This is a genomic window from Gracilibacillus suaedae (assembly GCF_017599345.1).
Classification (GTDB): domain Bacteria; phylum Bacillota; class Bacilli; order Bacillales; family Amphibacillaceae; genus Gracilibacillus; species Gracilibacillus suaedae.
In genome coordinates this window covers 73,703-97,420 of record NZ_JAGFVL010000017.1, presented here as the reverse complement: position 1 = coordinate 97,420, position 23,718 = coordinate 73,703, and the positions used below count along the sequence as shown (strand labels likewise).

Annotated in this window: 24 protein-coding genes and 1 riboswitch; of the genes, 21 read left to right on the top strand and 3 right to left on the bottom strand. The window is 36.8% G+C overall.

Features of this window, described 5'->3' with window-relative positions; all coding sequences use genetic code 11:
• Positions 1 to 203: 203 nt before the first annotated feature.
• From J5J03_RS03720 to J5J03_RS03695, 6 genes are all read left to right on the top strand, one after another.
• Entirely contained in the window at positions 204 to 1,181 is a 978-nt protein-coding gene (locus J5J03_RS03720) for a substrate-binding domain-containing protein (protein WP_208586156.1), read from the top strand.
• Positions 1,182 to 1,183: 2 nt separating this feature from the next.
• Positions 1,184 to 2,641 (top strand): sensor histidine kinase, encoded by a 1,458-nt coding sequence (locus J5J03_RS03715; RefSeq protein ID WP_208586155.1) that lies wholly within the window; start codon positions 1,184 to 1,186, stop codon positions 2,639 to 2,641.
• Positions 2,638 to 3,957: a response regulator transcription factor gene (locus J5J03_RS22230; protein ID WP_208586154.1), complete on the top strand. Its 1,320-nt coding sequence runs from the start codon at positions 2,638 to 2,640 to the stop codon at positions 3,955 to 3,957. The genes J5J03_RS03715 and J5J03_RS22230 overlap by 4 nt, the downstream gene beginning before the upstream one ends.
• Before the next feature lie 105 nt (positions 3,958 to 4,062).
• Positions 4,063 to 5,406: an ABC transporter substrate-binding protein gene (locus J5J03_RS03705; protein WP_208586153.1), complete on the top strand. Its 1,344-nt coding sequence runs from the start codon at positions 4,063 to 4,065 to the stop codon at positions 5,404 to 5,406.
• Between the two features lie 199 nt (positions 5,407 to 5,605).
• On the top strand, positions 5,606 to 6,514 hold the full coding sequence (locus J5J03_RS03700; protein WP_208586152.1) for a carbohydrate ABC transporter permease: 909 nt from the start codon (positions 5,606 to 5,608) through the stop codon (positions 6,512 to 6,514).
• Entirely contained in the window at positions 6,514 to 7,326 is an 813-nt protein-coding gene (locus J5J03_RS03695) for a carbohydrate ABC transporter permease (RefSeq protein ID WP_208586151.1), read from the top strand. Before J5J03_RS03700 ends, J5J03_RS03695 begins: the two co-directional genes overlap by 1 nt.
• A gap of 126 nt (positions 7,327 to 7,452) precedes the next feature.
• Here J5J03_RS03695 and J5J03_RS03690 read toward each other — a convergent pair whose 3' ends face one another.
• A complete protein-coding gene (locus J5J03_RS03690) occupies positions 7,453 to 8,367 on the bottom strand; it encodes a class I SAM-dependent methyltransferase (RefSeq protein WP_208586150.1) in 915 nt (304 codons plus the stop codon).
• A 205-nt stretch (positions 8,368 to 8,572) separates the two neighbouring features.
• On the opposite strand from J5J03_RS03690, the gene J5J03_RS03685 reads away from it, so the two are divergent.
• The gene (locus tag J5J03_RS03685) at positions 8,573 to 8,860 is read left to right on the top strand and encodes a hypothetical protein (RefSeq protein WP_208586149.1); all 288 of its coding nucleotides are present in this window, start codon (positions 8,573 to 8,575) and stop codon (positions 8,858 to 8,860) included.
• Positions 8,861 to 9,061: 201 nt separating this feature from the next.
• Here the strand turns inward: J5J03_RS03685 and J5J03_RS03680 are convergent, their stop codons facing one another.
• Positions 9,062 to 9,964: a LysR family transcriptional regulator gene (locus tag J5J03_RS03680; protein WP_208586148.1), complete on the bottom strand. Its 903-nt coding sequence runs from the start codon at positions 9,962 to 9,964 to the stop codon at positions 9,062 to 9,064.
• A 129-nt stretch (positions 9,965 to 10,093) separates the two neighbouring features.
• On the opposite strand from J5J03_RS03680, the gene J5J03_RS03675 reads away from it, so the two are divergent.
• The 4 genes from J5J03_RS03675 (at position 10,094) to J5J03_RS03655 (ending at position 12,290) form a co-directional block, all read left to right on the top strand.
• Complete coding sequence (locus J5J03_RS03675; protein ID WP_208586147.1) at positions 10,094 to 10,633, top strand: flavodoxin family protein; 540 nt, start codon at positions 10,094 to 10,096, stop codon at positions 10,631 to 10,633.
• A 145-nt stretch (positions 10,634 to 10,778) separates the two neighbouring features.
• Positions 10,779 to 11,255, top strand: a complete 477-nt coding sequence (locus J5J03_RS03665; protein WP_208586145.1) for a GNAT family N-acetyltransferase — start codon at positions 10,779 to 10,781, stop codon at positions 11,253 to 11,255.
• A 134-nt stretch (positions 11,256 to 11,389) separates the two neighbouring features.
• Positions 11,390 to 11,869 carry an SRPBCC family protein gene (locus J5J03_RS03660; RefSeq protein WP_208586144.1) on the top strand — a complete coding sequence of 160 codons (480 nt, stop codon included), beginning with the start codon at positions 11,390 to 11,392 and terminating at the stop codon, positions 11,867 to 11,869.
• A 7-nt stretch (positions 11,870 to 11,876) separates the two neighbouring features.
• Positions 11,877 to 12,290 carry a hypothetical protein gene (locus J5J03_RS03655; RefSeq protein ID WP_208586143.1) on the top strand — a complete coding sequence of 138 codons (414 nt, stop codon included), beginning with the start codon at positions 11,877 to 11,879 and terminating at the stop codon, positions 12,288 to 12,290.
• A 162-nt stretch (positions 12,291 to 12,452) separates the two neighbouring features.
• Here the strand turns inward: J5J03_RS03655 and J5J03_RS03650 are convergent, their stop codons facing one another.
• Positions 12,453 to 13,454, bottom strand: coding sequence for a nuclease-related domain-containing protein (locus J5J03_RS03650; protein WP_208586142.1), 1,002 nt, complete (start codon positions 13,452 to 13,454; stop codon positions 12,453 to 12,455).
• 430 nt (positions 13,455 to 13,884) lie between these two features.
• Between J5J03_RS03650 and J5J03_RS03645 the strand changes: the two genes are divergently transcribed.
• The 10 genes from J5J03_RS03645 (at position 13,885) to J5J03_RS03600 (ending at position 23,667) form a co-directional block, all read left to right on the top strand.
• Entirely contained in the window at positions 13,885 to 14,328 is a 444-nt protein-coding gene (locus J5J03_RS03645) for a YrvL family regulatory protein (RefSeq protein WP_208586141.1), read from the top strand.
• 419 nt (positions 14,329 to 14,747) lie between these two features.
• Positions 14,748 to 14,969, top strand: a complete 222-nt coding sequence (locus J5J03_RS03640; RefSeq protein ID WP_208586140.1) for a hypothetical protein — start codon at positions 14,748 to 14,750, stop codon at positions 14,967 to 14,969.
• A gap of 520 nt (positions 14,970 to 15,489) precedes the next feature.
• Positions 15,490 to 15,951, top strand: a complete 462-nt coding sequence (locus J5J03_RS03635; protein WP_208586139.1) for a GNAT family N-acetyltransferase — start codon at positions 15,490 to 15,492, stop codon at positions 15,949 to 15,951.
• A gap of 549 nt (positions 15,952 to 16,500) precedes the next feature.
• Positions 16,501 to 16,587: riboswitch (cyclic di-GMP riboswitch) on the top strand.
• A 98-nt stretch (positions 16,588 to 16,685) separates the two neighbouring features.
• A complete protein-coding gene (locus J5J03_RS03630; RefSeq protein WP_208586138.1) occupies positions 16,686 to 17,315 on the top strand; it encodes a LuxR C-terminal-related transcriptional regulator in 630 nt (209 codons plus the stop codon).
• Between the two features lie 198 nt (positions 17,316 to 17,513).
• Complete coding sequence (locus tag J5J03_RS03625; protein WP_208586137.1) at positions 17,514 to 18,278, top strand: YveK family protein; 765 nt, start codon at positions 17,514 to 17,516, stop codon at positions 18,276 to 18,278.
• Positions 18,253 to 18,945 (top strand): CpsD/CapB family tyrosine-protein kinase, encoded by a 693-nt coding sequence (locus J5J03_RS03620; RefSeq protein ID WP_331460421.1) that lies wholly within the window; start codon positions 18,253 to 18,255, stop codon positions 18,943 to 18,945. Before J5J03_RS03625 ends, J5J03_RS03620 begins: the two co-directional genes overlap by 26 nt.
• Positions 18,946 to 19,154: 209 nt before the next feature.
• The gene (locus J5J03_RS03615) at positions 19,155 to 19,916 is read left to right on the top strand and encodes a CpsB/CapC family capsule biosynthesis tyrosine phosphatase (RefSeq protein WP_208586136.1); all 762 of its coding nucleotides are present in this window, start codon (positions 19,155 to 19,157) and stop codon (positions 19,914 to 19,916) included.
• Positions 19,917 to 20,075: 159 nt separating this feature from the next.
• Positions 20,076 to 20,843, top strand: a complete 768-nt coding sequence (locus tag J5J03_RS03610) for a tyrosine-protein phosphatase (protein WP_208586135.1) — start codon at positions 20,076 to 20,078, stop codon at positions 20,841 to 20,843.
• An 87-nt stretch (positions 20,844 to 20,930) separates the two neighbouring features.
• Positions 20,931 to 21,812, top strand: coding sequence for a UTP--glucose-1-phosphate uridylyltransferase GalU (gene galU / locus J5J03_RS03605; protein WP_208586134.1), 882 nt, complete (start codon positions 20,931 to 20,933; stop codon positions 21,810 to 21,812).
• A 25-nt stretch (positions 21,813 to 21,837) separates the two neighbouring features.
• Positions 21,838 to 23,667 carry a polysaccharide biosynthesis protein gene (locus J5J03_RS03600; RefSeq protein ID WP_208586133.1) on the top strand — a complete coding sequence of 610 codons (1,830 nt, stop codon included), beginning with the start codon at positions 21,838 to 21,840 and terminating at the stop codon, positions 23,665 to 23,667.
• Positions 23,668 to 23,718: the final 51 nt, after the last annotated feature.

Sequence of the window (23,718 nt, the reverse complement as noted above, 5' to 3'; positions counted from 1 at the left end):
TGTGCTTTTCTAAGATAATAAGGTAAAAAAGACTCTCAAAATCTTCCATGCGTCCAATCACCTAGACTCGAGGAAATCATTCTGTCCGTTGGCGAGGAAGTAATAAAGAATCCCTTGCCAACACCATAGACAACAACTAAAAAAACGCTTACAATCAAATCAGTAGAAAAGATATCTCAATTTCAAGAAGAAGGTGTATAATCATGTTGCGAAAAATCTTCTTTACTATTCTTTTTCTTGTCCCCTTCAGCCTGATGCTTTATTACGGCAAAGAAACGTTTTATATTGACCAACAAGCTGCCTCTGAGCAAATGTATGATTATCATTTCGCACTTGTCACCGAAGAAGTCGGGAATAATTATTGGCGTTTGATTGAAAAAGGTGCCAAGCAGAGAGCGGAAGAGCTTAACATTTATTTAGAATATGTAGGCCCAAAGGTAACAGATACCGATGAACGTCTCGATACCTTGGATCGCATGATTGCTGCCAATGTCGATGCAATTATTACAAAAGGGATGAGTGGTCCGCGGTTTCGTCAGCTCGTTCACAAAGCGAAGGAACACAATATCCCGGTTGCAACAATTGATACCGATAATGCCACAAGTGGACGAGATTTTTATGTCGGCTCCGATAATTTCGAAGCGGGTTATCTCGCAGGAAAGACACTAATCGAAGCAACAGAAGGAGAACAAAAGGTTGTCGCAATCATTGGGCAAAAAGATGCGCAGAATCAAATGGAACGTTTAGAAGGATTTGAGGAAGCAATTAACCAAGAAAAGCGGATCGAGTTAGTCGCAGTCGCCGAATCGAATATTACCGAACTAGGTGCAGCAGATGCTACCTATCAATTGCTCAAAAGTCGATCTGATATTACCGCTATTTTTGGTATTACTGCGTTAGATGGGATGGGAATCGTGCAAGCAATCCATGAATTTCAGCCGACAACAAGACCATATGTATTGGCATTCGATATTCTTCCTGAAACCATTGATTTAATCGAAGAAGACAAAATTCAAGCAACGATTGCCCAGTACCCAGAGGAAATGGGGCAAAAAGCGGTCGAAGAAATGTATCAGTTGTATCAGAACGGTACTCCGGAGAAAATTCACCACACCAAAACAGGCGTGATTAAGAAAGAAGACATTATGAATGGCGAGGTATTTTTGAAAGAAGGTGAGTAAACATGCGGATAAAGAATCTACTAAATGGTCGGACGATCAAGTCGAAATTAACACTTATTTTCGCTGGAATCATTATTTTATTTAATATTGTGACGATTTCGATTTATGTTAGCTCGACCCAGTTAATGCAACAATACCATCAAGAGTTTGAAACGTTACTGAACTTGAACACGATTTCGCAATCTGCTCAGGATCTATCCGATAAAACCAAAGCATATGTATTAAGCGGGGAGCAAGAAGACTTAGTAGCTTATTATGAAGCAAGGGAAACATTTCATGACAGAACAGCTCCGATTATGCAAGAAACGAATTCGGTACGTTATAAAAATTATATTAACTTAATCGACGCACTCCGTTATCAAACCGAATTAACGATAGGATTCGTACTCCGTGATGATATGGAACGCTACTCGATGCACGTAAAAGAAGTCCAGCAAACAACTTCTTATATTCAGAAATCCACCTTGGAATTATTAGATGGATCCCTAACAGAATATCAATCCTTGTACGCGGATATTCGTGAACGTAATGAAGCATTCAAATATTTCACACTCTACTTATTAATTACTTCCATTATACTTGGTGCTTTTATTACAGTAAGGTTTTCCAGAGGCATCCATCTTCCTGTTCAAGCATTATCCCAAGCAGCAAAAGAGGTCTCTGTTGGGAAATTCGATGGCAAATCTATTCGAATTCAGTCACCAGATGAACTAAAGCTGTTAGGTGATTCTTTTAACAAAATGCGCGACAATATCCGCAATTTAATTAAAGAGATTAAAGATCAGTCTGAACAGGAGCGATTGATGAAGGAGCTGGAGCTCAAGCATTTACAAAATCAAATCCAGCCGCATTTTTTATTCAATACGTTAAACACTGTATCGAAAATGGCCTATTTAGAAGAAGCCCGAACAACGTCCCATTTGATTGATTCATTAGCATCAATGATGAGGCACAGCCTTGGTGATTTGAAGAAAACAACAACATTAAAAGATGAATTAAAAATGGTTGAAGATTATGTCGCGATTCAGAAAATGCGCTTTATGGAGCGAATTGAATTTGATATGGACCCATTGCCAGAAGATTGTAATATGCCTTTGCCAAGGTTAACCTTACAGCCACTTGTCGAAAACGCCTTTATCCATGGTCTGGAATCATTAGAGGAAGGTGGTAAAATTTCAGTCCATTTCAAAACCTATCATAGCGGCGTTATTGTAGAAGTTACTGATAATGGTGCCGGAATGCCAGAAGCAAAACGTAGCCAATTAATCCAATCAACAACAGAAACGGAGCAGCATGTCGGTCATATGACAGGGATCGGATTAGTCAATGTCATTAAACGACTACAAATGTTCTATCAAACAGAGGATGTTCTCGAAATAGATACAAGCGTCGGAAAAGGTACGACCATCCGATTATATTTACCAGATAAACAACAGCAAGAACTGGGGGTATTAGCGTGAAAGTAGTCATTGCAGAAGACGAATTTTTAGAGAGAAAAGCAATGCGTAAATTTTTAGAGGAACACTTTTCTGATATTAAACAAATTGAAGAAGCGGTGAACGGTCGTAAAGCGATAGAATTAGCGGAAACCATCCAACCGGATATTATGTTAATGGATATCAAGATGCCAGGTATCAATGGCTTGGAAGCGATGGAGTCAATCTGCAAAGCATTTCCTTTAACAAAATTTATTATGGTAACCGCTTATGATTCATTTGATTATGCCAAACAAGCGATGAAGCTAGGAGTACGCGAATACATTCTCAAACCGAGTAAAAAGGAGGAAATCATTCGCGCTATTTTAAATGTCAAAAATGAACTGGAACAAGATAAGCAAATGCTTGAAAACAGGCGTGCGCTCTTTCTAACAAAGGTGATCCAAGGAGAAGATGCGCATACAATTCAACACAGTCTTTTTCCCAATATGCAGAGCGGTTTTTTTATCATGGCTAATAAACCACTCTCGTTATCAGATGCCTATATCTCACAAGATAATATGGCCTTCTATGTATCTAACGAAAAACTTGACAATGCCGATGTGTTAAAACAAATTCGCAGTCTGCAATTATCTCTCGGTGACAACTATTATATTGGCGCAGGTCACCCGTATCAATCCTTGGAGGACCTTACAAAATCTTATTATCAGGCAAAGAAAGCATTAAGACAGCTATTACAGGCAAAACAAAAGAATTACGGATTCGCCAGCCATGAAACAGAAGAGGTTCCAACTGATAAATTGTTAGAAGCAATCCGTGATGGTGAAGAAGAGAAAGTCTGGGTTTTATTCGATGCGATCGCACCACATGCGAATATTGAATTATTTGTGCAAATTAAGCAAATCGCAGACGATAAAGGGATAAAACTCGACATGACACCTGAAGAATTAATCACAACGGAAGACTGGAAAGAATTTATTCAGTACGTCTGTAAAGAAATGAAACACTATTTCCAATCACAAGACAAAATTGTCAAAGCAAAACATTTTATCGCAACCAACTATCACAAACCAATCAATCTCGTCGATGTCTCAGCTTACACTGAACTAAGCACAAATTACTTATCCAATCTATTTCATGAAGCAACAGGCAGTACATTTATTGATTACTTAACAGACATCCGAATCAAGAAAGCAAAAGAACTGCTGCAGACGAACAATGCGACACTAAAGGAGATCAGCTATGAAATCGGCTATAAAGATCCGAACTATTTCAGCCGTGTTTTCAAAAAACATGTCGGTCTCTCTCCAAAGCAATACCAGAGCCAAATCGTAAAATAATACAGATTTTCGTAATAAAATACAGAAAAATAACGTCAGATCGTAAGCGTTTTCTCTATATAATTATAGCTGAAAGCGCTTATATTAATCCGAGGGGGTAGAAACATGTTAAAAAAGAGTTTAGCATTTCTGTTTATGTTCATCCTAATGATTGCGTTAGCGGCATGTGGCGGAAATGAAGAGACGACAGATAATACCGGCACAACAGACGATCAAACTGAAGATACTTCAGATAATGGTGCAAGTGAGGAAGAAAATGCAGAATCGTCAGGAGACGGTGGAACAGTAGAAATCTTTAGTTGGTGGACTGGTGCAGGGGAAGAAGATGGTTTACTTGCACTTATTGACTTATTCGAAGAACAGCATCCAGACATTACAGTAGAAAATGCTGCAGTAGCGGGTGGTGCGGGCACAAACGCAAAAGCCGTTTTAGCTACTAGAATGCAAGGGAATGACCCACCATCCACTTTCCAGGTACACGGTGGAGCGGAACTCAATGAAAGTTGGGTTGCAGCAGACAAGATGGAACCGTTAAATGACTTTTATGAAGAAAATGATTTAATGGATAAATTTCCAGAAGAATTAATTGACATGGTAAGTAAAGACGGAAATATCTACTCTGTACCAGTAAACGTTCACCGCGGAAATGTCATCTTCTATAACATGGAAGTATTCGAGGAGCACGGCATTGAAGTACCAACGACGTTAGATGAATTTGTCGATGTATTAGCACAGCTTGACGAAGCAGGTGTGACACCACTTGCAATGGGTGATAAAGAAGCTTGGACAGCAACTCAAATTTTTGAAAATTTACTATTAGCCACACTTGGTCCAGACGACTATCGCGCATTGTGGGAAGGAGAAGTTGGCTTTGACGACGACCGTGTTCGTCAAGCAGCAGAATACTTCGAAACCATCTTAGGTTATGTCAACGAAGACCACGCATCTCGTAACTGGCAAGACGCTTCACAGCTTGTTGGTGAAGGCGAAGCAGCAATGACCAACATGGGTGACTGGGCAAAAGGTTACTTCTCTAATGACTTAGAATTAGAAACCAATGTTGACTTTGGTTACTTCCCATTCCCAGGTACGACAGAAGACTTCATGGTTATCACTGATACATTCGGTCTACCTAAAGGTGTAGAAAATCCGGATACGGTAAAAGAATTCTTGAGCGTCCTTGGTTCTGTAGAAGGCCAAGATGCATTCAACCCACTAAAAGGTTCGATCCCAGCACGTGTTGATGCTGATCCATCCAATTATGATGAATATGGTACAGACACTATGGAAGATTTCCAAAACAATAACCTGGCACCAAGCTTAGCACACGGTTCAGCAGCATCAGAGGGATACCTAACGAAAGCAAACCAAGAAGTAAATATCTTCGTAACCCAACAAAATGTTGACCAATTTATCGAAAAACTACAACAAATAGCAGGAGATCTTTAAAATCGAAGGCTCGCCCTGTGCGAGCCTTTCCTTGTAAAAGAAGCGCGGAAGTTGCAAGAAGAGGAGCGGAAGTTGCAAGAAGAGGAGCAGAAGTTGCAAGAAGAAGCGCGGAAGTTGCAAATAAAACTTTATGCGAACCAAAACAACAATCACTTCAATAAAAAATAAAGAATTTACTTCAGATGGGAGGACAATCGCGATGAAAATTACCAGAGATCAGCTGATGGCATTATTGTTCTTAACTCCATCCTTTTTGCTCATTATTATATTCGTCTATGGGTTTATTGGTTGGACTGGTTGGGTTTCCTTAAGTAATTGGAATTCTCTTGTGCCTGATATGTCATTTGCTGGTTTGAAGAACTATATCTATCTATTTGGGGATTATCGTTTCCAAGCAGATTTACGTAATACTGTCTTTTTTACGATTCTATTTATCGGATTTGTTATTATCCTAGGTTTAGGCTTAGCCATTTTACTCGACCAAACGAAAAAAGCTAATTCGCTATTTCGTAATATCTTTTTATTCCCGATGGCATTATCATTTGTCGTAACGGGGGTTGTTTGGCAATGGTTATTGAATCCGTCTACTGGTTTCAATCAATTCTTGCAAGTGTTCGGCATTCAACCGAAATGGTACACCGATACCAATATTTTGGCGGGATTCCAGTGGGGAAGCATTGAATTTGGTTTACCTGTCGCCATGATTGCTGTTGTAATAGCGGCTGTATGGCAAATGACAGGATTCTCACTTGCGATGTATGTCGCAGGACTTACTGGAATTCCAGATGAGCTCAGGGAAGCGGCGCGAATTGATGGTGCATCCGAACTGCAAATTTATCGCAAGGTGATTCTACCAATGTTAACACCAATCACGATGAGTGTTGTGATCATCATGGCACACATTTCTTTAAAAATATTTGACCTGATCTACGCGATGACAGGTTCTGGTGCCAATTTCGTCACCGATGTACCAGGTGTCTACATGTTTGAGACGACATTCCGTGGTAACTATTACGCAAACGGTGCAGCAATCGCAATCATCATGTTGCTACTTGTTGCTATATTCATCGTGCCATATTTGATTAACTCAAGAAGGGGGGCATCATGATGGTAGTGAGAAAAATTGCTAAATATGCCGTGCTAATCGCGATCGCTATCTTTTTCCTGACACCGGTCTATGTGATGCTGATTACCAGTTTCAAACCACTTGATGAAGTATCGTTATCTGAAATGTGGTCACTGCCATCAGCGATTGACTTTTCCAGTTATACGCACGCATTCTCGGAGCTTGCACCAAATTTAATGAACAGTCTCTATCTCGTTATCCCAGCAACATTATTGTCAGCGATACTAGGGGCGATGAATGGATATGTGTTGTCAAAATGGAGATTCAAAGGCTCCGAAGTCGTATTCACGCTGATTCTATTCGGCATGTTTATTCCATATCAAAGTATTCTGATTCCATTAATCCAATTCTTGAACTCTATTAATCTCTATAACTCGATTATCGGATTGATCTTTACCCATGTGGTTTACGGACTACCGATTACAACCTTGATGTTCCGCAACTTCTATGCTAACATTCCTGATTCGATGATTGAAGCAGCACAGGTGGACGGTGCAAGTTTTCTTGGAATCTTCCGTCAAATCATTCTACCACTGTCGATCACCGGATTTGTTGTCGTAGCGATCTGGCAATTTACGAACATTTGGAACGAATTCCTCTTCGCCGTAACGATTACTAACAACAACGCTCAACCTGTCATGGTCGCATTACAAAATCTGTCCGGAAGCCAAATTGTGCAATGGAATGTCCAGATGGCAGGTGCATTGCTCGCCGCCATGCCGACATTACTAGTTTATATTTTATTAGGAAAGTATTTCGTTCGTGGTTTACTTGCTGGGTCGGTAAAAGGGTAAGGTGATTAGTTCTCTGTCAATCAAAAAAATGGCATACCAAATCATATCAAGATTGGTATGCCATTTTTGATTAAAAGCATTATAGACAATAATCATTCTGCTTTATTCAGCAAATTGACTAGCAAATTATCGCTTCACAGCATGAATAAAATGAATAGTCTCGAATGCAGTTAAATAATCTGTCCTATTGCTAAAGAAATGCTCATTTATATCAGTTGGTGATAAATGTTCATAAATTTGCAAACCTGCTTTTTCTAACATATTCTCGATCTCCGCATAAGTAAAACAAGATTTCATGGGTTCCCCGCTCGCAGCTGCCATTTTAACCATATTTTCAACTCGATTAGAAATACCCTGTTCTTCAAAGAGTTTTTCATCAGCATAATCAAAAACAATAGAGCTACCAGAAGGAAGGTTAGTAAATAAATGTTGGATCAAATTCGCATTTTCCTCTTTCGTTAAATAATAGGAAACACCCAAAAGGCTAAAGAATGTTTTTTTATTATCAAATCCTTGATCAGTTAAATCTTGTTGAGAAAAAGTCGTAGTGAAATCCACAGCAACAAAATGGAGATTTTCAGGAATATCAAAATTAGCATCAGCTAACTTTTGTTTTTTAAATGCCTGTGTAGCTGGGAAATCGATTTCATATATATCTATACTATCTGTCAATTCTGGGTGACGAAAAGCAAAAGAGTCTAACCCTGCTCCAAGTATGACATATTGTCTTGAACCCAACTTAACTTCATGAAGTAATACTTTCTCGCAATACGCTGCACGTGCTAAAGGGGTTGGAGAAAGCTGTACTTGTGTAATCCATTTCAACATTTCTTCTGGCTGATCTTTAAAACGCTCTCCAATATCTTTGTTAAAAAACTGAATTCCGTTCACCATATTCTTACTAACAGCTGAAAACTCTTCTTCGGAAAGTAAATCGTTGGCAATAAAATCATCGAAAATTTTAGGTGTATCGTATTTATGGTGATATGCTCGGCCAAAAGCCGCTACTAAGGAAGTTAGACTTGACTCATTCTGCTTCATTAACATCTTCCTCCTATACAAAAAAATAAGATTCCCCTGGCCAAGAGAATCTTATTATATCACCTAATTCTTAATATTACATTATAGCATAAATCAACTTTTTTATCAACTCTTTTGCTTCTGACTTAACACTAGTAATGGAAGATAAAGGTTTGTTTATGTTAAAATATAACAAATGGTACATTAAAATTTAGGAGGGATTCAATTGAGGAATTTCGTTCTGAATTTGTTAAGTATTATTACTTTCTCCCCTTTGATCACGGAAGTCACTGAAATGGAAATAGAAAAAAACATAAGAGAGCTTAAAAAATATCAGTGGTTCAACAACCTCCTTGAAGATGAACAATATAGCAACCTGATTATTCACGATAAAGATGTACGTGAGACTATCGGGAGATTTAATTATAAGAAAATCCATAGTGAAGCTTATCAAAAAAAGCTCCATAAAATTTTACGAAAGAAAGTAATTCATCTAGAAGAAGAAACGGACTGATGTCAGAAGAGGACTCATTCCATGAGATGAACAAAAAGAGAAACTCATTCGGTGTCGCAATAACACTCTTATTATCATGGCAGTTGGATTTGTAGAGTTTTTTGAATTACTGGATGGCCGGTTACGATTTTTGCAATATAAGGACATTTGCAAAAAGGTTAGTTGGGATTCCCTGATGTGCACGTAATTACATTTAACCTTTTAAATTTCCTCTGTATCTTTTAACATCTGACAAGTCAAATCTATGAAAGATTTTAACGGAAGATTCATTGATTTATCTTTATGCCATGCGATTTGCGTGAAAAAAGCTGGTGCATCACTTTGCCATTTTAGTTCTTTCAATCTTCCTGAACTTATATCTTTCTCTACAGCCATATATGGTAGTTTAGCTATTCCTAGTCCTGCTATCGCACATTGTTTAAGTGCTTCAATACTAACAAATTCTATTTTATTGGAAGGGTAAATTTCTGCTTCCGTTAAAGTATTCTCAAAAATGGTACGATATGAACAACCTGTTTCCGTCAATAATAGCGTTTCATCTTTTAAATCCTGAGGATACACTTCTAAATGATTGGCTAATCGATGATCAGGTGACGCCACAATCTTCATTTCATCCTTTACCAATGGCTCAACTACTAAAGAATCGGTATATCTCACTTCATCCATGATAAAAGCAACATCTAAATTTCCTTTTAGTAATTGTTCTTTCGCGATTTCATCTGAATGAGCAGGCTTAAATATTAATTTGACCTTTGGAAATTGCTGTTGGAACTCCTTTAGTAAAGGTGGGAGCCTATATGTACATTGACTTTCTTGTGCGCCGATAATCAATGTGCCTGAGGGTTCATTGCCTCCTATTGCAATTGATTTTGCTTCTTCTGATAAGTATACCATTTTGTCTGCGTAAGTCTTGAATTGCTTTCCGGTTTCCGTTAAATATAATTTCTTACCTAATCTTTCAAATAACTTTGCATCTAGTTCTTTTTCAAGAGATTTAATTTGAGAGGTAACACTTGATTGAGCAAAATTTAAGATTTTAGCTGTTTTGGTAAAATTCAAAGTTTCTGCTGCTATTTTAAAAGTATCCAACTGTTTGATATCCATATGTTTTCTCCTGTAATCGAATATTTCGATTGATACAATCAAAATATTCAGTTTTATTAATTGCTGTTTTTATTTTAAGATATGGATAACCTTTTCTCAAAGGATATGAATAATGAAGGAGTGGATACGATGTCGATAGCAGTTATCTACGGTGGGGGACGAAAAAACGGAAATACGGAAATTCTAACCGAACATGCCATCAACGGTGTGCAGGTAGAACGTATTTATTTAGATGATTTTCAGATAGTGCCAATCAAAGATTTACGGCATTCAAAAGAAGGATTTAAAGATATGGATGATGATTATAACTCATTAGTAAGGAGGCTGTTAGCTCATGATACCTTAGTGTTTTCAACACCTATTTATTGGTTTGGTATGACGGGGCAAATGAAAAACTTTATTGATCGCTGGTCTCAAACACTAAGGGATTCCAACTTCCCAGAATTTAAAAAACAGATGCAATCCAAAAACGCCTTTGTAATAGCAGTAGGAGGAAGTAATCCGCGAATTAAAGGATTGCCTTTGATCCAACAATTTCAATATATTTTTGATTTCATTGGTGTTTCATTTGATGGCTATATCCTTGGAGTCGGTAATAAGCCTGGTGAAATATATGAAGATCAACAAGCATTATCTATGGCGAATCAACTTTTGCGTGAAAAGGTGTAGAGTTGGTGCCATGATGAAGTGGAAGTTTGCAACAGACAACCAAACATATCTCCTAAGTGCGGTAACTTGCGTGTTATTTATTATTGGCTCGATTGTTTACAGTTCCATACATTTCGGTATCATAACTTAAAAGGAGATTTGCTATATGAATAAAACTGATATGATCGAATTAAGACATTTTGAAATTGAACATTTAGAAGTATTAAATTCCTTTGAACTTCCTAGCGAACAAGCGCAATTTACATCGTTGCCCATTAATTATAAAGAAGTAACAGAAGGTCAGCATCGAATTGTTATCGTTAACGATAGGGAACCGGTCGGCTTTTTTATATTGCATGCAACCGACAGAGTAAAGGAGTATTCGGATAATCCTCAGGCAATGTTGCTCACCTCATTATCCATAAATCAAGCTAAACAAGGAAAAGGCTACGCAAAGGAAGCTATGAAATTACTAAGAAAATTCGTTATCACTGAATTTCCAGATTGTAATGAAATTGTTTTAGCTGTTAATCACAAAAACACAGCTGCTCAAAAACTGTATGTAAAAGTTGGATTTCAAGATACAGGAAAGAGAAAACATGGTCCAATTGGTGAGCAATTTGTTATGAAGTTAATGTGGTGAAATAGCCTTGTAGATCTTTAACAGATTTTATAATCAAGAGAGACTATACAGAAGAAACAGTAAACCAAATTATTGATATTATTAACAACCAATCGTAATGGCGAGAAATCCGTTCTTGCAAAGGAGAATACAACATGCCTATTGTTTATCATAAGCAATTTATAGAAGCATCTGTAGAAGAATGTTTTAATCTTGCAAGAAGCGTAGATATACATACTAAAACAACAGCTAATACGAAGGAAAGAGTTGTTGGTGGAGTTACACAGGGGTTATTAAAAGAGGGGGATACGGTTACTTGGGAAGCTACTCACTTTGGCATTAAACAAAGACTAACTGCAAAAGTAATCCATATGAAAAAGTCTACTGAGTTTGTTGATATCATGGTAAAAGGAGCCTTTAGTTCATTTACTCATACACATCAATTTGTAGAAGAAAAAGGTGGAACCATAATGATTGATACATTTGAGTATAAATCACCTTTTGGGTTAATTGGAAGAATTGCTGACAAGTTGTTTCTAGAAAAATATATGACGAGGTTTATTATTAGCAGAGCAAAAGGGTTAAAAGCAATTGCTGAGAGAAACGCTCAAACTGGTTCGTCCTGTTTAAGTTAGGGAATACATGCAGAGTATTAAAGCAGAATCCTGTTCCAAGGAAAAAGTCTCCTCTTCCCTGGAAGGGAAGCAAATATCCCCGGAAGAGGAACACTTATCCCCGGAAGCAGAATCCTGTTCCGAGGAAAAAGTCTTCTCTTCCGAGGAAAAAGCCTTCTCTTCCCTGGATAAGTGGATATATCCCTGGAAGGGAAGCAAATATCCCCGGAAGCGGAGCACTTATCCCCGGAAGCAGAATCCTGTTCCAAGGAAAAAGTCTTCCCTTCCAAGGAAAAAGTCTCCTCTTCCCTGGATAAGTGGATATATCCCTGGAAGGGAAGCAAATATCCCCGGAAGAGGAACACTTATCCCCGGAAGCAGAATCCTGTTCCAAGGAAAAAGTCTTCCCTTCCAAGGAAAAAGCCTTCTCTTCCCTGGATAAGTGGATATATCCCTGGAAGGGAAGCAAATATCCCCGGAAGCGGGGCACTTATCCCCGGAAGCAAAATCCTGTTCCAAGGAAAAAGTCTTCCCTTCCAAGGAAAAAACCTCCCTTCTCTTGAATAAATACCTAAATTTATGAATAGCACTTGCTTAAGTAACATCACTTCTTCAAAACATACACTCGTCCGCTTTTACTGCCGTACCAATCTAATATACCGGCGTTTGTCATTAATGTTCTAGCGGTATATTCTTTTTCTACATGCAAAAACTCCCTGCACTCCTGATTCGTCATGGTTGGTTTTATGAATACAAAATGATCGAACAGGCTCATGACATGTGCGCGACGATCTCGTCCGCCACAATGGGGGCAATCCCAAATTACCCGTAAGCGATCCATCGCCAGCCTACCGCAAAAAGGACAAAGCACCCCACTCTCGACATCGCCTTGTTCAAGTCCAAACCTTTTCCAATAATGCATCCCTGGCTTGCAATGCGACTGTGCTAATTGATAACCAATACGCGTCAGCTCACTTACTTGAAAAAAGGATTGCGTATATTGATCAACAGCCTGCTTAAATGATTTTTTCAATAACTCAAAAGGCATGACACAATCATATATCCAATCACTACTCGAGTCCGTAACTATCTCAGCATTTGGATCCGCTAGAGCTACGAGATTGATTATTGGATAATTTTCCCACCAGCTACCAAGCCATGAGCGGAGTTGATCACGCTGCTCTTCTACCTGTGAAATTGGATGTGTCATCCCGTATTTCTTTCCATGTAAATCGTATTGGAAATTTCGTGCGTTGTTTTGAAAGGTGAATGTACCTGGTTGGCTTTTTACATCAATGTTGACAGCAAAGTGTGAAGTGAGGAGAAGGTTATCGATTTGAAAAAAGGAATGCCGATCTGCAGTGGGGAGACGGAGGTCTTGAAGAACAATGACATCGTTTGAGTTAATTCCGATTCGTTCCAAGTAAAAGTCGAGTTCACATTCACCTTGATAGCCTTGCACGATATTGCGAAGTTCCAACTCCATGTCACGCCTTCGTTTTCTAATTCGTTTCAGTCCACGGTTCAGCATCAAAATACTTTTTGGTTCCTGTCGTTTTTTTATAATAATTGAAATCACATCCTTTCTTTCTAAAATATTCGACATAGATAGTGAAATTCCTCCCGAAGTGTAACGATAAGATATCCACTGAAGGAAAATTCACTTTGTGTTAAAATATACCAAAAGATATCCCGAAAAAAAGGAGCAATTCAGTTGAAAAAATTTGCTTTGAATCTCATAAGCTTAATCACCTCTTCCCCATTGATCACAGAGGTAACAGAACAAGAGATCGTACAAAATATTAGACACTTGAAAAAGTATCAATGGTTCCGGGATTATTTTCTAAATGAGACATACAGGAAACTAATCATTCACGATCAAGATGTGCGTGAGTTGATTGGGGGATTCAATAGTAAGAGTTTCCATAAAGACACTTATCAAGAAAAGTGTCAAAAAAAGCTCCAAAGAATCTTGCAGAGGAAAGCAAATTAAATCATCTAAGAATCGCTAGTGATAGAAAAGGAGCTACAAACCTATGTCAGAACAAAATAATGATTCATTTCGCGATATGAATAAAAAAGAAAAACTAATAACTGTTGCAGCAATAGCGCTTCTTATTTTCTTTGTAGCCGGCTTTGTAATAGGAGTTTTTTTCTTTGGATTGGCAGGGCTTTTTGAACTTCTCGGTGTCCGGTATCACTCTATCTGGTCATTGCTAACCTTTGTTGTTAGTTTCTTTGTGCTAGGAATAATTGTCGATTTGTTTTTCAAGGTTTTCTACAAGATAACCGTTCGAAATATGATAGGTAAAGTAAAGATAGGATTTTTCCGGTTCACTTTTGACTTCCTTTCAAACTGGTTAGTCTTGTTTACGGTAGACGAATTCATGAAGAGTATTACATTGACCTTTAAATCAGAGGTTATCATCGCATTACTACTTGCCCTATTAGAAATAGTTTTTGATAGTGATAAAGAATAAGAGGAGGGAATTGTGATTAAACACTATAAAAATAAGCGATATTGGATACTAATGCCACCATTTTTTATTATTGCTATAATCCTATTATTCTCCATTCCAAGGGAGTATACGAGCTACTACTCACTTCTAATAATCATCGTATTTTGGTCTATATTTTATATTTGGAATTATTACGCAGAAAAGAAAAATCGCAAGAACTCATCCAGATAAATAGTTAAAAAAAGAAAGGAGTATATACATTGGAAATCATCATTGGATATTTTCTAGGTGTTGTCGTCTTCGTCCTATTTCTCATTTCACTAATAAAAATGATATCAAATCGAATAAAGACCACCAATAGCGAATTGATGAAAAGGATAGATCATTTGGAAAAGCGAATAGAAGATTTAGAAAACAAATAAGAGGAAAGGAGTTTTCAAATGGAGGTCATTTTAATCAGTATCTTCTCAGCATTTATTATTTTTATGACGGTTTATTTTTTGATTAAAGCATTCGATATTGCCTATCAAAGAGAAGAAATATCGCTTAGTAAATTTAGAGTTTTAGTAACTTCCTCAATCGTAATAGGTTTATTAATAGCTTCAATGCTTCCCTTTGGTTACCAAAAAGTATTTGATACAATCGTTAAACCAATTATGTAACAACACAATAGAGATTCAAGAAAGGGGAAGAAATATGTGAAGAAAACCAGGTACAAAATGTGGTTAGTATTGTTGCTAATGCTTATGGGAAGGAGAGGCTGTGGCGTATGATCAAATGTTTCTTTTACAAAGTATTTTGAATTGGGGATTGTGGTTAGGAATTATCCCCCTATTGATCGGATTGTTCGTATGGAATAGATATCGAAATAACACTAGTAAGAATAGCAAATGTTTTTCTATAGCTACCTTCATTCTGCTTATTGAAATTCTCTTATTATTATCGCCTCGCTTAGGGTGGTTCGCTAGTTTACATTGGAATTGGCAAGGAAAGCTATTGGTGAATTAAAAGAGAAGTTAGAGAAAGAAATCCATGGATTAATGAAGAAAGCTTATTGAATGAGGAGAAATGAAAAATGAATTATATACAACATTTAAGATTGATGGTTGCGGGGGCGTTTGTTTTTGATCAAGATAATCGAATGCTGACACAAAAACGTTCTGATAATGGTAGTGATAGATTATGACCACGTATCAAATGAAAAAATTAAAACCCGAAGAATATAATAAGTGTAGTAATATTTGGAATATGGAAGAGAAACCGAAAATGAAAAAGTTATTTTATGACGAACTAGTAAGTGGAAACAGAATTACCTTTATTTATGTAGTGAATAACGAGTTTTTAGGAGAAGGATCATTAGTTTATTCAAACGATGACCCAGATTATACTATTCCAAATAAACGAATTTATCTATCTCGTATGATTGTTAAAGAAGAATATCGTAATCGTGGAATAGGTGGTATTATAGTTGATTATTTGATTGATTATGCAAAACAACTTAGATATGAGGAAATAACACTTGGTGTAGATGCAGATAACATAAACGCAAGACATCTATATGAAAAGAAGGGTTTTACAATCGTATTAGATATTTGTGAGGATGAGCATGGTGAATATGTAAAACTCTTAAAAAAATTACAATAAACATTATAGAAATAACGATAGAGCTACTTTCTTCTCCAAGTATTAGGCAGTATATTTGAAAAAATATATACAATAATTAATTAGTTCTTCTATCTTATACTTACTTATATAGTAGAAAGCAACAAGGAGTCGATATAAAATAAGTTGAGCTATCAAAGGATATACTCAAGAAACATAAGATGTTGGTTGATATTCCTAAAATTATTAAATAGTCATATTTCATCATGTAAGTCGCTTTAGAAAGATAATTTAATTCCCCTCCTTCTCTCTTTACTTTTTTTCGACACGACTGTCAGAATTCCTCTGATTATAATGAAAAAACCTAAAAAATAGCTAGAATTCACTCGAAATAATGCCAAAATTAAGGAATCGATTTACGACTAATGACACTAAGTGCCATAAACCGACAAACAATAAAGATTACATATACCTAATTTATTGCCAGATAATTAACATTAAATAGATCAAAAGGATTATTTTAAAAAATGTTTCCACCTAATTATTGAAAAAAATATAGGAAAGAGGTAATATATAAGACAGAATAGAATAGTAAGAAAAAGGCAAACTGTTTGAAAAATCAGGACGCAAAGCCTAGGGTCTAAGGGTAAAAATACCTATGATAGCCTGGTTACCTAATTGTTCGTATATATCATCGGAAGTATTTTAGGCTATTTCTGCATACATTTAGAAATAGCCTTTTTTATTTTTAAAAAAGGAAACAGGAGGAAATATCAATGCGTATAGCAATTGTGAAAGAAGCTTCTATCTATCGAGAAGGTCTAGTAGGGGTGCTTTCAAATGAGTTTAAAGCTTATGATATCATTGCGGTTGAACCAAATCAACAAGAAAAACTCCGAGACTATATTATCGACCTGCTCATCATTGATATTGACACAGATATAGATACCATAAGTTTAATAAACACGTACATGAAAAACAACAAGCAAATTATTGTATGGACAGAAGATAACAATCACCCAGACCTCACAGAATTATTTAAGATGGACCTTAATGGCTATTTCTTTAATGGTATGGAGAAGAAAGAACTGGTTTATGCCATTCAAAAGATCGTTTCCGGTCAAAACTATATTCATGAAGAATTAACTCAAATTCTATTAGGAGACTATCGTGAAATCCACAACCGTAAAGAAAGGCGTCCAGTCGGCGTTTTCACCAATCGTGAATGGGAAGTGATGGAGCTCTTGACACAAGGGTATAGTAACAATCGTATCAGTTCGACATTATACATTACTGACAAAACGGTAAAAAATCATATCAGCTCGATCTTAAGAAAGTTAGAAGTACCCGATCGAACGAATGCTGTGATCACAGCATTAAAAAATCAATGGTTCCATGTATCTTAATGAATTAAGCCTGTGTTGATAGATAACACAGGCTTTTTTTTACGATTTTAACAAATTATACCTAGTAATTTCATAAAAAATCACAAGTTTGTTATGACAAATAAAAACGGTTTATGTTATAATTTCGATTATGGTGTGAACGTATGCAATGAAGTGACAAAATTCATCTGAAAGAATTATATGCGGAGGTTACGAATAATGGAAGAAACCATATCACTGAAAGAGATTTTCGAAGTCCTGAAAAAACGTATGTTATTAATTATATTATTAATTGTAGGTGCTGCAGGTATTAGTGCAATCATTAGCTTCTTTATTTTAACACCAACCTATCAATCTAGTACTCAATTTATTGTGAATCAAGATACGAATGAAGTGAATAATGTCGATTTGAACCAAATTCGATCCAATGTGGAAATTATCAATACATATAAAGGAATCATTACAAGCAATCGCATTTTAGATCAAGTTGTAGAGGAAATGAATTTAACCATTTCAACAGGAGCGTTAGGTGAAAAAATATCTTTATCTAATGAAGAGGGCTCTCAGGTTGTTACCTTAACAGCAACTGATTATGATCCGGGAGTAGCGGCAGATATTGCCAATACAACAGTGGATGTATTCCGCGAAGATCTTCCTGAATTAATGAACGTTAACAACGTCAGCATTTTATCCGAAGCGGTAGTGCCAGCGAATCCAACACCGGTTAATCCTAAACCATTACTCAACATCGCAATCGCTATGGTGCTTGGTGCCATGGCAGGGGTAGGTCTAGCGTTCCTGTTTGAATACTTAGACAATACTGTGAAAACTGAGCAAGATGTGGAAGACAAATTGGAATTACCTATTCTAGGAGTAGTCTCGCACATTGACGAAAAAGATATGATGTCGATGGGGAATCCTGTTTCCATCAATCAAAAACCGGAGAGGGGGAGCTTAAGTGGCCAGAGGAAAAAAACAGTCTAATTTAAAAAATGTAAGACACTTAATTACTAAGATGAACCCACGTTCTCCAATTTCAGAGCAATATAAAACGATTCGAACAAACTTACAATTCTCATCTGTAGATGGAGAGCTGAAAACGATGCTTGTGACATCTTCTGGACCCTCAGAAGGGAAATCATCTACAACAGCGAATTTAGCTATTGTATTTGCTCAACAAGGAAAGAAAGTATTGCTGATTGACGCCGATATGCGTAAACCAACATTACATTATACTTTCCGCATTGATAATCGCAAAGGATTAAGCAGTGTCCTAGTAGGCGAGACAGAATTAAGTGAATCGATTACAAGTAGTGATGTAGCAGGTCTAGATTTATTAACATGCGGACCAATTCCGCCGAACCCGTCTGAGCTGCTGGGATCTAAAGCAATGGAAAATCTCATTTCTAATGCAAGTTTGGATTATGATTTAGTACTCTTTGATACACCTCCTGTTTTAGCAGTAACCGACGCACAAATTCTCGCTAACATCTGTGATGGTGCGGTAATGGTTGTCCGTAGTAATCAGACAGAATATGATGCTGCTACCAAGGCTAAAGAGTTATTGGAAGTAGGCAATGCAAAATTGTTAGGGGTCGTGCTAAATGACCGTGAACAGAAAAAAGGGCACTATTACTATTATGGAAATTAATAAAAACCTTTCGGCTAGCAACAATTGGTCGAAAGGTTTTTTATTCTTTATTAAATAATCCCCCACAAAAACACCTCGTCAAACTAATGTATATAGTATGAACCAAAAATGCTATTACTTTCCAAATAACAGTTAATATGCTATTCTTTACTAAGAACAGGACTAAGGTCTTACATGTACGAATAGGATATAAGGAAAGGGTGGTGCATATGTTGGATATCAATCCATATATTCTTCCAATTAATAGAGAAAGTGTAGCAAATATTTCTTTGTCAATTGCCATTGCAAAAGAAGCAGAAAAAGCAGGGGTGAGAAAAATCTTTGCAGCACCCAGATACGTACAAGGTAAGCAAGAAATCAATACAGATACCATCATTACCCTAGTGCAAAAAATCAACGAACAACTAATAGAAGAAAAGGTAGACGTGGAAATTCTTCCTGGACAAACGATTCGAATCTATGGAAACTTGGAAGAGGATTTGGAGGCTGGCAATTTAATTACTCATGGCACAGATCCTAAATATGTCTTTATTGAATTAATGTATGATCAAATTCCGGAATATACGAAGCAGTTATGCTACGACCTTCAACTAAAAGGCTATAAACCAGTCTTTGTTAACCCTGAGAAGAATGTGCATATACAAGAGGATCATGACCACCTCTACAGTATGGTCAAGAATGGTGTTTTAGTGCAAGTGAGTGCTAAAAGTATAGCCGGTAAAAAAGGTAAGAAACTACAAAAATTAACACAAGACTTTGCTAAAAATAACCTTTTCCATTTTATTGGGTCCGATACGGCAGAAGCTAAGGATTATTACTTGCAATCAGCGTGGAAGACAATTAAACGTAACATATCTTTTAATCAGTGGTATTTATTACGAGAGAATATGAGTTTATTCTTGGATGATAAGATGGTTCAGGGCGAAGAACCAACCCGTATCAAAAAGAAGAAACTCTTTGGCCTTATCTAAATATGGAGAAGATAGACAAAGTTTACAGAATTTAAAACAAAATCGACAAAAAACAGCTTTTTGTTCCTATTTTCATTTAGTTAGTTTCCTGTTATACTTTAGTATGATACTGTGAAGGGTAATATACATATTTTATGATCAGAAAGGACGATGAATGAAATGATCGATATTCATTGTCATATCCTGCCTGGTGTGGATGACGGTGCAAAACATATGGAAGATAGTGTGCAAATGGCGAAAAGTGCCGTATCACAAGGAATTAACACGATTATTGCCACACCACATCACTTAAATGGTAGTTATGATAACTATAAAGAAGACATATTAGTAGCTGTAGATCAATTGAATGATAGATTACAAGTAGAAGATATCCCTCTTACCATTCTTCCAGGTCAAGAAACACGAATAAATGGAGATATGTTAGACGACTTACAGAACGGGCAACTGCTACCGCTAAATGATACAAGTGGCTATTTATTTGTGGAGCTCCCATCCAACCATGTTCCGCGTTATACGAAACAGTTAATGTTTGATTTGCAATTACAAGGAATCAAACCTATTATTGTGCACCCAGAACGCAATAAAGAGCTGATCGAAACCCCTAATATATTATATGATCTAGTAAGTAATGGAACATTAACGCAGGTTACCGCAGCAAGCGTCGCTGGTAAATTCGGTAAAAAAATCAGAAAATTCAGTATGCAATTAATTGAAGCAAACTTAACGCATTTTATTGCATCTGATGCGCATAATATTACGAGTAGAGGTTTTGTGATGCAAGAAGCACATAGTGAGGTTAAAGATAAATTCGGCGCTTCATTAGTCTACTGGTTTATGGAGAATGCGCAATACTTAGTGAATGGTGATCATGTTGTAGGCGATGTTCCGGAGAAAATTAAAAAGAAGAAAATTTTGGGAATTTTTTAGTTGTGAAGCAGTACAAGTTCCGTTATACTTTTGAAAGTGTATTTTAGATGAATTTTATAATAATTTTTTGGAGGATTGTTATCTATTATGAAAAAAGTAAGGAAAGCGATCATTCCAGCAGCAGGGCTGGGAACTAGATTTTTACCTGCGACAAAAGCAATGCCAAAAGAAGTGTTACCAATTGTCGATAAACCAACGATTCAATATATTGTAGAGGAAGCAATTGCATCAGGAATAGAAGATATTATTATTGTGACAGGCAAAGGGAAACGTGCAATTGAAGACCACTTTGATCACAACTTTGAATTGGAAGATAACTTATTGAAGAAAGGTAAGTTTGAATTACTAGAGAAGACAAAGCAACCAGCAGAAGTAGATATCCACTACATTAGACAAAAAGAACCTTTAGGATTAGGACATGCCGTATGGTGTGCCCGTAAATTTATTGGGGATGAACCATTTGCGGTTTTACTTGGGGATGATATTGTCCAATCAGAAACGCCATGTCTAAAGCAGTTAATTGATGAGTATGAAAGCACAGGTGGTTCTATTATCGGTGTGCAACAAGTTCCAGACCATGAAACGCACCGTTATGGAATTGTAGATCCAAAAGAACAACAAGGTAATAATTATTCTGTTAATAAATTTGTTGAGAAACCCAAACCAGGAACAGCACCATCCAACTTAGCAATTATGGGGCGCTACGTATTATCACCGACGATCTTCAAATATTTAGAACAAAAAGAGGTAGGCGCAGGTGGTGAGATTCAATTAACAGATGCAATTCAAAGATTAAATGAATCTCAAAGTGTATTTGCCTATGACTTTGCAGGCAAACGTTATGATGTGGGAGAAAAGCTCGGATTCATCAAGACAACCATTGAATTCGCATTACAAAATGAAGAAATCGGTGATGAAGTGCAAAAAATCATTAATCAATTAGCACAGGAAAACAAGGTAAAACAATAAATCTCACGATGGAAGGGATGCCCCAATGGGTTACAAACAACGAATTTCCTTATTAATATTATTAGACTCTCTCATTGTTAGTACCGCGATTTTTATAGCTTCATGGATTGTTTACCCAAACCATTCATTTGGTGAACTAGATATAATGGCGATTACAGCAATCGCCTTACTTCTTTTTCACCATTTATTTGCGTTTGTGTATAAGCTCTATCATAAAGTATGGGCATATGCGAGTATTGGTGAATTATTGGCAATCGTAAAAGCAATTACTTTCACGATAGTAGCAACAGGTATCGTTCAATTCCTAGCGAATGATTTCACCATTTATCGAAGAGCACTTATTGTCACTTGGTTATTACATATTATGTTAATTGGTGGTTCCAGATTCGTTTGGAGAGTTTACCGTGATCGTTATATGCAAGGCAAGACCAATAGAAAGCGTACGTTAATAGTCGGAGCTGGTGCAGCTGGTGCAATGATTGCTAGACAGTTAAAGAATGAACAACAACATACAGAACTTTTGCCTGTAGCTTTTGCAGATGATGATATGGCAAAACATAAAATGCAGCTTTATGATTTACCGGTTGCAGGTAACACGAAACAGATTCCGGACTTAGTGAAAGACTTAGAGATTGATCACATTGTCATAGCTATTCCATCTTTAACAAATGGTGCATTATCCGAATTGGTAGCTATCTGTAACAGTACGAATGTGAAAGTGCAAATGGTACCGAAGATAGAAGATATTGTCTCAGGGAAAATATCGGTTAGTTCCTTAAAAAATGTAGATGTCGAAGATGTATTGGGACGTGATCCAGTTGAATTGGACATCAATTCTATATCAGAATATGTAACAGGTAATACCGTAATGGTTACTGGTGCCGGCGGTTCAATAGGATCTGAGATTTGTAGACAGTTAATGCGATTTACACCATCCAAAATATTGTTAGTCGGTCATGGCGAGTTTAGTATTTATTCGATTGATATGGAGCTTCGCCAAAAGTATCAACAAGAAGAAATTGAAATTATTCCTATTATTGCAGATGTACAAGATCGACAGCGTATTTTTGAGGTTGTACAAGAACATAACCCAAGGATCATTTACCATGCCGCAGCACACAAGCATGTACCGTTAATGGAATACAATCCACATGAAGCAGTAAAAAATAATATTATCGGAACGAAAAATGTAGCGGAAGCGGCAGACGCATTTGGCATTCATACGTTTGTTTTAGTTTCTACAGATAAAGCCGTAAATCCTACTAATGTGATGGGAGCAACGAAACGCATAGCAGAAATGGTTGTACAAGATTTAGCAACTAGAAGTAAAACAAAATTTGTTGCGGTACGCTTCGGTAATGTACTTGGCAGTCGTGGTAGTGTTATTCCACTATTTAAGAAACAAATTGAAAAAGGTGGACCTGTTACGGTTACACATCCAGATATGACTCGATACTTCATGACGATTCCAGAAGCATCGCGATTAGTTATCCAAGCAGGTACTTTAGCTAAAGGTGGAGAGATATTTGTCTTAGACATGGGGAAACCTGTAAAAATAGTAGATTTAGCAAAAAATCTAATTAAATTATCTGGATACACAGAAGGTGAAATACCTATTGAATTTACAGGAGTAAGACCCGGCGAGAAATTGTATGAAGAACTACTTGGAGAAGGTGAAGTACATCCGAATGCTGTGTATGAAAAGATTTATGTTGGCAAAACAAAAGAGGTGAATGAAAAACAACTATGGGAATTGATCAACAAATTCACTTCCTATAATAATAAAGAACTTAAAGAAAGTTTAATGAAGATAGTTTATATGGATATCCAAAGGGCAGTAGAGTCCATTAAATAATAGTGATAGATTTGTAATACTCATAGTACTTAATAATTCTTTTTTGGAAGG